Raw genomic sequence first — 14794 nt, 5'->3', positions numbered from 1 at the left:
ATGAGAAAATATCTTTACCTCGCCGGGGTATTGTGCAGTACTTTGTACGCACAGGCGCAAAATAATCCCGGCTCCAACCATGGCAACCGTTTCGAACAGCTGGGCACCATGCTGCAAACGCCTAACATGTACCGCTCCGCCTCCGGCGCTCCCGGTCCCAAGTACTGGCAGCAGCGCGCCGACTATGAAATAGATGCACAAATTGATGATGCCACACAAAAGCTCACCGGCGCAGAAACCATTACTTACTTCAACAATTCTCCCGACCCGCTCACCTATTTGTGGCTGCAACTCGATGAGAACGAACATGACCCCAACGGCGACAACCAACGTTTCAACGAAAGCCGCATGTCAGATAAAATGACATTGTCTGCGCTGAATAGCCTGTTGCCATCCACCAAAGACCTGGGCGTGAAAATCGTGAAAATCACCGATGCAGAAGGAAAGGCCCTGCCATACACGGTTAACCAGACCATGATGCGCATCGATCTGCCTAAACCTTTGATGCCGGGCGAAAAATATCGCTTTAAAGTATCCTGGTGGTACAACATCTCCGATCGTATGACTGTAGGCGGCCGTGGTGGATATGAATATTTTCCGGAAGATAAAAACTACCTGTATACCATTACCCAGTGGTATCCACGCCTCGCCGTATACTCCGATTTCCAGGGCTGGCAAAACAAACAGTTCACCGGCCGCGGTGAATTTGCCCTCACTTTCGGCAATTTCCGTGTACGCATGACCGTGCCCGCTGATCATACAGTAGGTGCTACCGGCGAATGCCAGAACTATAAAGAAGTATTGACTGCCGCACAATACCAACGCTGGCAGCAGGCGCAAAACAGCAAGGACCCCGTGGAAGTGGTAACACTCGACGAGGCAAAGAAAGCTATGCAGGGCAAGGCTTCCAATACTAAAACCTGGATATATGAAGCGCAGAACGTACGCGACTTTGCACTCGTATCTTCCCGACGCCTCGTATGGGATGCCATGGCTGCCAATGTAGAAGGCAACAAGGTAATGGCAATGTCGTACTATGGTCCGGAAGCTTACCCGCTGTATCGCCGCTATTCTACCAAGGTGGTAGCGCATACCGTTAAATCTTACTCTAAACATACGATCCCGTATCCTTACCCGGTAGCAATTTCCGTAGAAGCCGCCAACGGTATGGAATACCCGATGATCTGCTTCAACTACGGCCGGGCTGATAAGGACGGTACCTATTCTGAAGCTACCAAGAATGGTATGATCGGCGTAATTACCCACGAAGTAGGACACAACTTCTTCCCGATGATTGTGAACTCAGACGAAAGACAATGGACCTGGATGGATGAAGGACTGAACACCTTCTGCCAGTTTATGGCGGAACAGGAGTGGGACAGCAACTTCCCTTCCGGCCGTGGTCCTGCGCATAAGATCGTGGATTATATGAAGATGCCAAAGGATCAGCTGGAGCCGATTATGACAAACTCTGAGAACATTGTGCAATTTGGCCCGAATGCTTACGCAAAACCGGCTACTGCATTGAATATTCTCCGGGAAACGGTAATGGGCCGCGAACTGTTCGACTTCGCTTTCCGCGAATATGCCCGCCGCTGGGCCTTTAAACATCCTACGCCGGCAGATTTCTTCCGTACCATGGAAGATGCCTCCGCAGTTGACCTCGACTGGTTTTGGCGCGGATGGTTTTTTGGTACTGAACCGGTAGACATCTCCCTGGATGATGTTAAATGGTACCGCATGAACGGTAACCCGGAGGAAACAGCAAAAGCAGCGCAGGCAGCTTATGATAAGGGAATGGATCATGTAGCCAGGCAGAAAAATAAAGCTGCAGGCGTTAAATACGCAGTAGACCAGGATACCAGCCTGCAGGACTTCTACAGCAAATGGAACCGGTTTGAAGTAAGCCAGGAAGATAAAGCTGCCTATAACAGCTTCTATAATAGCCTCAGCCGCGAAGAAAAAGCGCTGTATGACAGCAAAAAGAATTTCTATCAGCTTACCTTCTCCAACAAAGGCGGCCTGGTAATGCCCCTGATCATTGAATGGACATTTGCCGATGGTACCCGGGAAACAGAGCGTATTTCCGCCTATATCTGGCGTAAAAACGAAAATGAGGTAACAAAGGTATTTGCCAAAGATAAACAGGTGGTAGCCGTAAAACTCGATCCTTTGCGTGAAACAGCCGATATCGACGAAAGCAATAACAGCTGGCCAAGAGAAGCGGCTCCGTCCAAATTTGAGCTGTTTAAAGCAGAAGGAGGGGTACGCGGCGCATCTACCGGTGACAATCCCATGAAAAGAGCAAATTCAAAATAAACCAGCTATTTTATATTTTGTGGCGGCTATCATACCAAATGATAGCCGCCTTTTTTGTCAGATATCATTAAAATGACTGCATGATGAAATTACTAGTCCGTCTTTTGTTGCTGATAGGTGTGGCGCAAACTGCCAGCGCCGCCAACGTGGATACCCTGGCTATTTTCAGCCAGAAAATGAAACGCGCCTATAAATGCGTGGTGATTACTCCAGATTCCTATAAAAGTGGTACCCAACGCTACCCGGTAGTATACCTGCTGCATGGCGCCAGCGGCGATTTTACCAACTGGGTAACGAAAGTTCCCGCCATAAAAGAGCTGGCAGATGCTTATCAACTGATGATTGTATGTCCTGATGGGACCTCTTCCAGCTGGTATTTCGATAGCCCCATAGATAGCACTATGCGCTTTGAAACTTATGTGGCTAAAGAAATTCCTGCCTACATAGACCAACACTACCAGACATTGCCGGAGCCAGCCCACCGCGCTATTACCGGCTTAAGCATGGGGGGCCATGGCGCTTTATACCTGGCTACCCGCCACCCGGATGTATTTGGTGCTGCCGGCAGCATCAGCGGTGGCGTGGATATTCGCCCGTTTCCTAAAAACTGGGATATCGCGAAGCGCCTGGGTCCTCCGGGGCCTGACGGGGCTAACTGGACCGACTATACGGTAATTAAACAGGTGGAAAAGCTGAAGCCGGGTACTTTATCGCTGATCATCGATTGCGGGGTGAAAGATTTCTTTATTGACGTAAACCGGGAGCTGCATAAAAAGTTATTAGTGCTGGGTATCGATCACGACTATACGGAGCGTCCGGGGCAGCACGACTGGCCTTATTGGAGCAATTCGATAAGATACCAGCTCCTGTACTTTCATCACTTCTTTCAATAGCTAAAAAAAGAAAGCCGGTCCTTAAAAAGACCGGCCATGTACGTTGTCCAATTCCTATGAAAAATTAAATATTTGTTCTCTTTAAAAAAGTCCGTCAGCAGGAATACTAACGGCTATAAATTTGAATGTGACCTATGTTGATTGAATGCTAAAAAGAAAATATGTTCATGAAACGCGCGGTTGTTATATAATGCCGGTCCTCAACAGGACCGGCCTTTTTTATGCACGCGATTCAAAATAAGAAGTTTTAATCAGATCAAGGCTCTGCAACATCCCACCACAGCGGTGTTCCAGGAGAGTCTTTCTTTTTTGACAGCAGCTGAATAGCTTTCTCTACTTCTGCCTTGTTGGAAGTATACTCATCAGCAGGGAATGGCAGCCTTCTGATCTGTATTTTGGTATCCACTTCACCATTGCTGTAGTTATTCACTACAGGGAACAGTTTGGGATAACCTGTTCTGCGGAATTCTGACCAGGCTTCCTGTCCTTCAGGGAAACCGGAGATCCATTTCTGTGTGATGATGCGTTCCAACTTCCTCTGGAAATTATCTGCCTCGTTCCATTTAATGGTCAGGTCGGTCATAGCAGCAATATTGTTGGCTGCATTCAGCGGATCTACGTAGTCAATCGGTTTGCTGGTGTTATCATTGATATAATTGGCAACAGCAATCGGATCTGCTTTCCACTGGCTTAAAGAAGCGGTGATACCTTTTTCATACAGTTGTTGTACGCTACCACCTGCATTGGCCCATCCTCTCAAAGCTGCTTCTGCACGCAGGAAGAAAACTTCTGAGCACACCATCAGCTGTATAGGCGTGTAGTTAGTGAACGTTTTGGTTTCTGCCACTGCCGGAACAGAAAAGGCGAGGTAATCCGGTTTAGGCTTAACAGCGGCACCTGTACGGATACCTTTGTACTTGCCCGGAAAACCTGAAGCATGATCAAAGTATTTTGGCAGGCGGGGATCATTATAACCTACCAGGAACGATTCCATAGAAGCGTTCATTGAACAGTCTGTCCAGGAAGTGATGATAGTGTATAATGGGTGTCTTAAACCAAATCCGGATACCTGTACGTTATCGTTGTTGTTTTCCATTAAACCACCGTTATTGGGATCCAGGGCTTTCTCACCTTCTGCTTTTGCACGAATCTTATCCACTCTGGCTATACGTATGGCTAAACGTAACCGTAAGGAGTTACAGAATTTAATCCACTCTTTGTAGTCGCCGCCATACACCATGTCAAATTTGGCAAATGGTGTTAAGCTGGGATTCGCTTTTACGAACGCCTGCAGCGTAGTATTAGCGGTATCCAGTTCTTTGAAGAAGCGATCGTAAATATCTGCCTGTGAGTCATAAGAAGAAGTAGTACCACCACTACCGTAGCTGCTGTAAGGAATTGGTCCGTATACGTCAGTTACCCGGTGCATAGCTTCTACTTTCAGGATCAGCGCAATGGCCCAGAAATCAGGGGCAATGACTTGTCCGCCTCTGCGTTTGATTTCATTGATGGGACCCATTACGTTGTTATAGGCCAGGTTGAAAGTAGAGTTATTCCAGCCGCTGATCATGGCGTACGACAGGTTATTCTGGTTGCCTACGAAATCGTGCGGAGGCATCAGGTAGCCGGAATAACCATCTGCGTTCAGATTTTGTTGTAGCTGGTAATCACCGGTGGTATTACCGAAGTTGAAATAAATGGAAGACTGAATCTGCGGAAAATAACCTCCGATGAAGTTAAAGTCTGCTTTCAGATCATCATCACTTAACCCGGTTTTATCTGTATTGAATTCTTTAAAGTTTTTGGTACAGGCACTCATGCCCATGATGCCAGCCGCTAAAAGCACAGCAGCCAACGGGGAATATAATTTGAATCTGATCTTTTTCATCTGCTTTGATTTAAAGGTGAACATCATTAGAATCCAACATTCAGGCTAAGGCCGTAGCTGCGGGTAGCAGGCAAACTGAATACGTCAACACCAGAAAGACCGTTACCGGTAGACATGGTGATTTCAGGATCGTATGGCGCTTTCTTGCTAATGTACCAGAGGTTTCTGCCGATCAGGCTCACACGGATACTTTTCACAAAGCCATGTCCCAGTGTGCTGGATGGAATAGTGTAAGCCAGGGAAGCTTCACGCAGTCTTACTACGGTAGCATCATACAGGTATTCACCACTTGCACCGTCACGTCCTGCAACAGTACCATACCAGGTAGCTGCATCAATTTTAGATACTGTTTCTTTGGTAGTTGGGTTATAGCCGTTAATTACTACGCCGCCGTTTTTACGTGCATCACCGGTGGCAGCAGATACACCGTATTTGTCCAGCATCGCTTGTGTCAGCGACATTACTTTACCACCAAATTTGCCGTCTACCAGGAAGTTCAGTGCGAAATTTTTGTAAGTCAGGTTGTTGCTCCATCCACCCTGCCATTTTGGATTGGGGTTACCAATGAATTCGTTGGCAGTTACCTGGGGCTTGCCATCTGCGCCAATCACGATACGTCCCTGTTCGTCGCGTACCAGTTTTTTACCGAAAATATCACCGTAAGAGCCACCTTTTACGAGGTTTGAACCAAAGCTGTTGGTGCCTACCTGGGTAAGTACGAACTGATCAATGTTTGGTGCCAGTTCTATGATTTTATTGGTGTTCTGAGAGTAGTTGAGGGTGGTATTCCAGCTGAATGTTTTAGTTTTAATGACATTATAACCTAACATAATTTCCACACCTGAGTTCTGGATATTACCCGCGTTGATGAAGCGGAAAGCGTAACCGGTTCCAGGTGGTACTGCGATACGGAAATATTGGTTCCGGGTATTTGTTTTATAGTAGGTGAAGTCAAAGCTTAATCTGTTCTGCAGGAAACGCCATTCTGTACCTATTTCCAGTGATTTCGTTCTTTCTGGTTTCAGGTCATAGAAAGGAGTTACGTTGTTGAAGGAGAATGTTCCACCTACAGTACCTAAACGGGTTACAGGATGCGTTACATACACCGGTACAGAGTTACCTACGTCAGCATATGAGAAACGCACTTTACCATAGCTAACCGGTTCTGGTAAGTTCAGTAACTGATGTACCATCACGGAAGCACCTACGGAAGGGTAGAAGTAAGACACATTCGGCGTAAATGACAGCTTGGAAGACCAGTCGTTACGACCAGAGAAGTCCAGGAATACCAGGTCTTTGAAAGACAGGTTTACGTTACCAAATACTGCCTGCAATTGTTCGTGATTTTCCGGCAGTGTATTGATCTGGCCACCTGGCTTCATGTTTTGCAGCACGAAGAAGTTAGCCACATACAGATCGCCGGCAAAAGAGTCGCCGGAAGTACCCCTGGTTTTGATATCGTTGATGCTGGTTCCCAGGAGGGCATTCAATTTAAACAGGCCGAAAGACTTGTTCATGTTTACGATCAGGTCACCATACATTTGTGTGGTTGTCTGATTGTTCATGATATAACGGCCGTTAGGGCCAGCCAATGTACCCTGAGTACCTGCATAGATGTTGGCATCATAGGTGTCGTTGGTACGGTCCATGTTACCACGCGCCTGTACATACAGCCAGTCGTTGATATCATATTTTCCTGTGATGCTGGCCAGTGTTCTGTTACGGGTAGAGAAGAGCGGATTTTTGTTGACGATCCACCATGGATTTTGTTGCAGATCTTCCAGGTATGGCCAGTTCTGCAAATCTAACTGACGGGTTTTATCAAACAAGGTATAGTTGTTTTTGTAAGGTGTGATATCCACCCCTCTTGGAAACAGGTATAAACCTGTCAGCGGGTTGAAGTACAAACCTGATACCGGACCATTGTCTAACTTTTGTGTAACGATATTCACATTTCCGTCCAATGTTAACTTATCGTTCAGGAATTTACCGGTTTCTCTGAACGTAAAGTTGTGACGTTTCAGGTCATTGCCAGGCATTACACCTTCTGCAGAAGTATTGGCATAGGAGATGAAAGTTTGTGCTCTTTCATTACCACCGGAGAAGTTGATGGAATTGATCCAGGTATTACCAGTGCGGAAGAAGTCTTTGGTATTATCATGTGCACTGTTAATGGCCGGTCCCCAGCTTTGCAATGCACCGTCTGAGGTAGGACCATAGGAGTTTTGAAACTTAGGTGTGTAAGCCACTTTGTCCAGGGTAAGACCACTGGAGAAATCAACTTTAGACAAACCTGCTTTACCTTTTTTGGTAGTGATCAGGATCACACCATTAGCTGCCTGGCTACCATACAAAGCCGCTGCAGAGGCACCTTTTAATACAGACATACTTTCAATGTCGTCAGGGTTCAGGTTAGAGATACCATCACCACCATCACGACCAGGAGCATAGTCAATATCACCATTACCACCCCAGGTATTGTTTGGTTGTTGTGTACTATAGTTGGTCATTGGAATACCATCTATTACATACAACGGTTGGTTGGAGCTTTGTGCTGATTTGCTACCGCGTAAAGTTACTTTTACGGAACCACCAACACCGGAGCTGCTTTTGCTGATAGTGATACCAGGTGCTTTACCATTGAGGGAGTTCATTACGTTTGCATCTTTAACGGTACTGATTTCTTCATTACCGATGCGTTGGGTGGCATAAGTGAGTGATTTGGCCGCTTTCTTAACACCAAGTGCGGTTACTACCAACTCATTCAAACCTTTTACATTATCGTTGAGCTTAATGTTCAGGGTAGTACTGCTACCTACTGGTGATTCTGTGGGCTCAAATCCGATAGAGCTGAATACCAGTACATCGCCGGATTTGGCGGCTATCTGGTATACACCCTGGTTATTTGTTTGGGTTCCTTTCGTGGTTCCTTTTATTTGTACGGAAACACCAGGAAGAGGGGTACCTTTGGCATCTCTTACAGTACCGCTGATTTCCTTTTCCTGATAAGCGCTACGAAATGAAGATGCGGGCGACCACGCATTGCCGGCTGCCTTCACATATGCGCTGTCTGCTAATATGGAAGTGAGCGCCAGACCGGTCATAGCACACACTTTCATAAGGCGTAGGTTTTTTTTCATACTTGCCTTTTTTTTGGTTAATAAATGGGATTTGTATAATTGATTTAAACTGACCATTATTCGATGACGTGCATTAGTTTAGAAAATACGGAGCCCTTAGCATGGCGTGCACCATCCTTTGAATCCAGATTTCGTATATGTGTTACTGTTAGCTACCCTTTTATAGGAGCGTGCAAAGCCTCATCGCCTATGGCAATGTATCATCCGGGTTTAGACACAGCAGTATTTTTTTGCGTTTTTCTTACATGAAATGTGTTTTTTATAACGTCCTGAATTTACAGGGTAGCATAGCTAATGAGCGCTGAAATGTTGCGCTACAGAGAAGGAGTCGTGTGTACTTATAAATAGTACTATCGTGTTTTAAAATTTTTTTAACTTTTTTTAAAATCTTACCGAATGTCCCACCACAGCGGCGTTCCGCCATTGTCTTCTCCCTTTAAAGTGGCAATCGCACGCTTCACTGCCAGGAGATTGGTACTGGTTTCCCGCTGCGGCATCGGCAAACGACGGATAAATTTATCACTGGGAATAGTACCATTACTATTGTTAATAACTACCGGGAATAATTTCGGATAACCTGTACGGCGAAATTCACTCCACGCTTCCACCCCTTCAGGAAATCCTGCAATCCATTTCTGGGTAATGATGCGTTCCCGCTTTCTCTCCGGGCTGTCGCCTTCATTCCATTTAATAGTGATAGTGCTTAAATATTTATCTCCCAAAGGAACATTGTTTTCCGCATTTTGAGGGTCTACATAAGGGGCCGGAACATTAGTAGTGTTGTTTGCATATACGCTGGCATTGGGGATATTATACTGTTTAAAAGAGGCCGCAATCCCTGCTTCATAATTAGCCTGGGCATTCCCCGCACCTTTCCAGCCATTTAATGCTGCTTCTGCTTTCAGGAAATACGCCTCCGCGGTGGTCATAAATAAAATCCGGTTGTCGAATCGTGCCAATGGCGAAAATCCGCTGTATTCTTCTTTTGCTGTAATCCTGATACCATTACGTATGCCATGATATACATTGGTGCCCTCATCTGTAGGCACAAAATAATGGGATAACCGCGGATCTTTATAACCAGTAAGATAAGATTCCATGGGGGCACTCATCCGCACATCCGCCCAGGTATAACACATAATATTTAAGGGATGGGTAACGGGGGAAATGTCTACCGCAAAGTTGTCCTCCGGGGCGGATTGTAATAAACCCAACGGGTGACTGAGCGCAGCTTCGCCCTCTTCCCGTGCTTTTTTAGGGTCTACGCCGGAGATGCGCATTGCCAGCCGCAGGCGCAACGTATTGGCAAATTTTACCCACTGGGTATAGTCGCCTTTATATACCAGGTCAAATGCTGCAAAGCGTTGCGGCGCTTTCCGGTTGATATAAGCGGTGAGGGTATCTATGCCCTGCGCTAAATCTTTAAAAAAGGCATAATAAGCCTGTTGCTGGGAGTCGAATTCAATTCCCATCTCTGCGTTCATTTCTCCATAGTGGGTATAAATAATGGGCCCATATAGATCACTGATCCGATGCATGCCCTCTACTTTGATGATCTGGGCCCAGGCATAAAAATCAGTGAACGTATCTTTGGATTTCGTTTGTGCAAAGTCTGTTGTCTTCATCACAAAATCATACGCCACTTCCCACGGGTGATTATTCCACAAGTACAACAATCCATAATTAGTGTTATTGATGTTGCCTTCAAAGGGAGTAGGCGTCATCATATAACCGGAGAATACATCTGCATTCAGGTTTTGTTGCAATTGGGCATTGGGAGGATCATTATAAATCAGCAGGTTTAGCTGCGCTTGTGATAAGGGTTCTCCCATCAACCGAAAATCAGCTCTCAGCTCGTCTTCATTAAAGTCGTACGGGTTGGTATTGATGTCGGCAAATTTTTTTGTACACGCGCTGACGAATACCAAAGTCAGCATGACGAATAAAGCAATGATGTTCCAGTTTTTCATTTGAGGGTATTTTAAATGCCTAATCTTAAATTAACACCTACACTCCGCATGGGCGGTAGTCCGAATACATCCACTCCCTGCAGGCCATTCCCGGTGCCCATCGATACTTCAGGATCAAAGGGAGCGTGCAGTTCAAAGAAGAAAAGGTTTCTGCCAATAATGCCGGCACGCATGTTACGGATCCATTTCCATTTTAGAGGAATGCGATAACTCAGGCTCAGTTCCCGCAAGCGGATGTTAGTGGCATCATACATATACATTTCTCCCACGCCGGCACGGCTGCCGATAGTGGTATAATAGGTTTGTGCATCAATTTTTCCGGGAAATGGCGTCCCGTTTTTGTAAACGGCTTTAATGTTTACACCACCATTATCACGGGCCAGGGCACTGACTTCACTGACGCCATACCAATCCAGCACCGCCTGGGTTACACTCATTACTTTGCCCCCAAAGCGACCATCTACCAGGAAACTCAGGTTAAGATTTTTATAATCTATACTGTTATTCCATCCCAGGGTGAAGTCGGGGTTGGGGTTGCCTACCCTTTTAAACGCATTGCGGGTTTGCAGCTTACCGGCAGCATCCAGCACATAATTGCCGCTGCCATCTTTTATGAGTTCTTTATTGGAATAAATATCACCCCAGGAACCGCCTTCCTGGATAAAGGATCCAAACATATTCACCCCGAAATCTGTCAGCACAAACATGCTGCTGCTGTCGGCTCCAATAATCCTGGAATTGGTGAGCGATACTATTTTATTTTGATTCGTGGCAAAATTAATGGTGCTGGTCCAGGATAACGCTTTATTGCGTATAGGCATTAGCGTTAGTGTGGCTTCCAGTCCCTGGTTCTGGATATTACCGAGGTTCAGGTAATACGTGTTATACTTGATCCCCAGCGGGGCGGGGACTTCCATGTACTGTTTGTAGTTATTATTTTTGTAGAAGGTAACATCCGCTGTAATCCTGTTTTTGAACAGGTGAGCTTCCAGTCCTATTTCAAACGCCCGGTTATCCTCCGGTTCAAGGGTAAGGCCCGGGTAAAGGATGCGTTGATTCAACACCACCCGGCTCACCCCTGCTACTGTTTGCAGGGAAAACTGCGCCGGCCGGGAAGCGTAAGCTGCAATATCATTGCCTACTTTGGCATAGGAAATCCGCGAGCGCAGGAAGTCTATGGGAGCCGGCATTTTAAATACATCGCTCCATACCGCCGATAATCCCGCTGAATAATAGAAGTAGCCTTTATTCATGGTAGATGTAAAAGCAAAGGTGCTGGACCAGTCGTTACGGCCGGTAAGATCGAGGAACAGGAAATTTTTAAATCCTGCCTGTACATTGGCAAACAATGCCTGCAGCTGTTTTTGATCTACGCTATGCTGTGCATCCATGGAGTTGCTGGTGATATTGGATACGGCAAATTTATTAGGATAAATCAGGCCTGGATTGGCATTGGGGTTGGAGCCATTGAATGCGCGTTCATGTGCTTTGGTATCGGTAATATTGGCGCCGATATTGCCGGCGAGATGCAGCCATTTATTGATTTTATGGCTGGCATTGACCATCAGGTCGCCATACAACTGCGTATTGAATTCTCTTTCCAGGGTATAGCGGCCGTTCACACCGGAAAGTACAATCTGTGTACCGGCATAGGCTTCCAGTTCATATTGATCCAGTGATTTGTCGAAGTTGGCGCGTCCTTTCACGGCCAGCCAGTCGTTCAGTTGCCAGGTCAGTGATAGCGTTGCCAGACCGCGGTAGCGGGTATCCAGGCGGATATTACGCTGTAATGCCCACATCGGGTTTTGCTGATCATCCTGGCCTATCCAGCCTTTATCGGCCCGTATATTCCACCAGTTCTGCAAATAAAGACTTCTGCCGGAGTCATAATATTCGAAATGATTTTTATAAAAGTCGAAGTCCTGCCCCCGTGGAAAAACATACAAGCCGGAAATAGGGCTGTAGTATAATCCGGAAGAAAGCCGGTTTTCGGTGTTTTGCGCAGTAAACGATACGTTGGCATCCATCAGCAGTTTTTCATTCAGCAGCTTTAATGTTTCGCGAAAGGCGACGGTATGCCTGTTAAACTTATTGGTAGGCAGTATGCCTTTGTTGGTGGTGTTGGCGTAGGAAAAATAACTTTGTGCTGTTTCGGTGCCGCCACTGAAGGCGATGGTATTGGTCCAGGTGGAACCGGTGTTATAGAAATGTTTTACGTGATCGGGTACCTGGGTAGGCTTTCCCCAGCTGCCAAGAGAGCCGGGTTGTTCGGTGCCTACACGGTCAGGACCGGGAGGATCTGTTTGTGCATAACGGTATTGCAGGGAGGGCAGTAGGGAAGGGCTTTCGAGCGTAAAGTCCGACGATACATCTATTTTACTTCTGCCTGCTTTACCTTTTTTGGTAGTAATAAGAATAACACCATTGGCTGCCTGGCTGCCGTATAAAGCGGCGGCGGAAGCGCCTTTCAGGATACTGATGCTTTCAATATTATCAGGATTGATATTGGAAATACCATCGCCGCCATCCCTGCCGCCGGCGCCAATGATGTTGTGGGATTGGCCCCATACATCAGCAGGTTGGGAAGGAGTATAGTTGGCGTATGGCACACCATCAACAATATATAGCGGTTGATTTTCGCGTGTTGATTTATTACCACGCAATACTACTCTAACCGAGCCGCCTATACCGGAAGCGCTGCGGGTAATGGTAGCGCCGGCGGTTTTTCCGCTCAGGCAGTTAATGACGTTAGCATCTTTTACGAGTTGCACATCGTCTCCATCCAGTTGTTGGGTGGAGTAGGGAAGCTCTTTTGCTCTTTTTTGCAGGCCTAAAGCGGTTACTACCAGTTCATTGAGCGCTTTCACATTTTCCTGCAGGCGTATATTCACGTCGCTTTCAGTACCCACGGGTACTTCGCGGGTAACATAGCCAACGCTGCTAAATACAAGCATATCGCCGGTGCTGGCTTTTATAGTAAAACCAGCATCGGCGTTTGTTTGGGTTCCTTTATTCGTATGTTTAATCTGTACAGTAACTCCAGGAAGGGGCGTGCCTTTATTGTCGCGTACTATTCCTGTTATATCTCTTTCCAGTGATACATGATTCAGCAGATCTACAGTGGGTGAGGTTTTGGTGTCACTTGCTGCGCCTACAATGATCTTATTGTTGATGCGGGTAAACTTTAATCCTGATTGGGCCGACATTAACAACAGCACTTCATCGATGGGTGTTTTGGTGCAATTTAACGTGATCTTTTTCTTCAGGTTCAGATCGGCCTTGTCGTAATGAAAGTTTAGCCCTGTTTTCGCCGAAATTTCGGTCATTACGTCTTCCAGGTTTTTATTTTTCACCTGGATGGTGACGACAGTCGGGGGCGGGTCGGGAGTTTGCCAAAAAGCACTAGTCGGTGTGAACAAGCCCCCCGCCAACAAAAGCGTCAGCATTAACCCCATGGATACAAACCATTTCATGGGGCACGGCCTTACCCTCATATGGACTAGTTTTTGTTTTGCAGATAAACGGTATCGTTTTTAATGGTATAAGAAAGTGATTTAGCCAGGCTGATAATATCCATTACTTCTTTCAGGTTTTCATTTTTGAAAGAGCCGGTATAATTCCATTCTTTTTTGTTGCTTTCGTTCATAACGGTGACACCATAACGATTTTCTATGCCTGTTACTAACTCACTGTAAGGAGCATCTCTGAATACGAGGTAACCTTGTTTCCAACCGGTGATTTCTTCTGGTTTATTGAAATTGCTTTTAATGAGACTGAGTGAAATACGGTCGTAGCTGAGCTGTTCGCTGGGGAGCAGGATCAGGGAGCCGTTTTTATTCAATTGATCTACTTTTACTTTTCCACTTACCAGGGCTACTATTACTTTATTTTCTATAGCATAGGCCCTGATATTGAAAGATGTCCCTAAAGCGGTGGTAGCCAGTTCTCCGGCATTTACCACGAAGCGTTTATGCGGGTCCGTGGCTACATTAAAAAAGGCTTCCCCTTCTTCCAGGAAAATAACACGGGTACTGTCGCTGAAATGTTCCGGGTAGCGGATTTTACTGCTGCCATTGAGCGTAACAGTGCTGCCATCTTCCAGGGTAATATCTTCTTTATGTGCTTTGGTGGTAGTAATTTCTACAAATCCATTGCGGATCACACGGTTCGACTGACTCACCGCCAGTGGGGCGGTAGTTGTATCCGGTGTGACACCGGTTTGTTTGGCTGGCCGATTAAACCAGAAAATGCCGGCAGCAATTACCACCGCCGCCGCGGCCGCTGCATACCAGTAACGGGCATTCATCCGCCGCACTTTAGGTGCCGGTGCAATGTGCTGGTTCAATTGCAGTTTTATCTGGTCCAGTTCCCGGTCAAGCTCTTTTTCTTCTATGTAGGTGGACTGATGACGATTAATATTCTCAAACCATTGTTCTACAATAGCCGCTTCCTCCGGTGAGCAACTCCCCTGATTATATCGCTCCAGCAATATTTTTATCTGTTCTGTGTCCACCTTGTTGGCGTTTTATGTGTTCTTAAGTCGTAATAACGTGGAAAAGGTACCATTGTACCCTTATTTTTTTT

General features: G+C 46.2%; 7 protein-coding genes. 2 read left to right on the top strand and 5 right to left on the bottom strand.

The features are described from left to right. Together J7623_RS03435 and J7623_RS03430 are read left to right on the top strand one after the other, a co-directional pair. Positions 1–2319, top strand: a complete 2319-nt coding sequence (locus tag J7623_RS03435; RefSeq protein WP_291917166.1) for a M1 family metallopeptidase — start codon at positions 1–3, stop codon at positions 2317–2319. Positions 2320–2399: 80 nt separating this feature from the next. Further along, entirely contained in the window at positions 2400–3212 is an 813-nt protein-coding gene (locus J7623_RS03430) for an alpha/beta hydrolase family protein (RefSeq protein ID WP_291917165.1), read from the top strand. A gap of 256 nt (positions 3213–3468) precedes the next feature. Here J7623_RS03430 and J7623_RS03425 read toward each other — a convergent pair whose 3' ends face one another. The 5 genes from J7623_RS03425 to J7623_RS03405 all read right to left on the bottom strand — a co-directional run bounded on the left by J7623_RS03425 (position 3469) and on the right by J7623_RS03405 (position 14723). After that, on the bottom strand, positions 3469–5100 hold the full coding sequence (locus J7623_RS03425; protein ID WP_291917164.1) for a RagB/SusD family nutrient uptake outer membrane protein: 1632 nt from the start codon (positions 5098–5100) through the stop codon (positions 3469–3471). A gap of 26 nt (positions 5101–5126) precedes the next feature. Continuing rightward, positions 5127–8240: a SusC/RagA family TonB-linked outer membrane protein gene (locus J7623_RS03420; RefSeq protein ID WP_291917161.1), complete on the bottom strand. Its 3114-nt coding sequence runs from the start codon at positions 8238–8240 to the stop codon at positions 5127–5129. 389 nt (positions 8241–8629) lie between these two features. Continuing rightward, on the bottom strand, positions 8630–10210 hold the full coding sequence (locus tag J7623_RS03415) for a SusD/RagB family nutrient-binding outer membrane lipoprotein (RefSeq protein WP_291917159.1): 1581 nt from the start codon (positions 10208–10210) through the stop codon (positions 8630–8632). Positions 10211–10221: 11 nt separating this feature from the next. Next, on the bottom strand, positions 10222–13683 hold the full coding sequence (locus J7623_RS03410) for a SusC/RagA family TonB-linked outer membrane protein (RefSeq protein WP_291917157.1): 3462 nt from the start codon (positions 13681–13683) through the stop codon (positions 10222–10224). Positions 13684–13709: 26 nt separating this feature from the next. Then, entirely contained in the window at positions 13710–14723 is a 1014-nt protein-coding gene (locus J7623_RS03405) for a FecR family protein (RefSeq protein WP_291917155.1), read from the bottom strand. Between the last annotated feature and the right edge of the window lie 71 nt (positions 14724–14794).

Origin of the sequence: Chitinophaga sp. (assembly GCF_017745275.1) — a bacterium.
Lineage (GTDB): Bacteria > Bacteroidota > Bacteroidia > Chitinophagales > Chitinophagaceae > Chitinophaga.
This window is presented reverse-complemented; position numbering and strand designations above follow the sequence as displayed.

What these genes read in the sequence shown, in the direction of transcription:
- J7623_RS03410 (WP_291917157.1), bottom strand. Translation starts at nt 13,683, where the DNA reads ATGAAATGGTTTGTATCCATGGGGTTAATGCTGACGCTTTTGTTGGCG.
- J7623_RS03435 (WP_291917166.1), top strand. Translation starts at nt 1, where the DNA reads ATGAGAAAATATCTTTACCTCGCCGGGGTATTGTGCAGTACTTTGTAC.
- J7623_RS03430 (WP_291917165.1), top strand. Translation starts at nt 2,400, where the DNA reads ATGATGAAATTACTAGTCCGTCTTTTGTTGCTGATAGGTGTGGCGCAA.
- J7623_RS03420 (WP_291917161.1), bottom strand. Translation starts at nt 8,240, where the DNA reads ATGAAAAAAAACCTACGCCTTATGAAAGTGTGTGCTATGACCGGTCTG.
- J7623_RS03415 (WP_291917159.1), bottom strand. Translation starts at nt 10,210, where the DNA reads ATGAAAAACTGGAACATCATTGCTTTATTCGTCATGCTGACTTTGGTA.
- J7623_RS03425 (WP_291917164.1), bottom strand. Translation starts at nt 5,100, where the DNA reads ATGAAAAAGATCAGATTCAAATTATATTCCCCGTTGGCTGCTGTGCTT.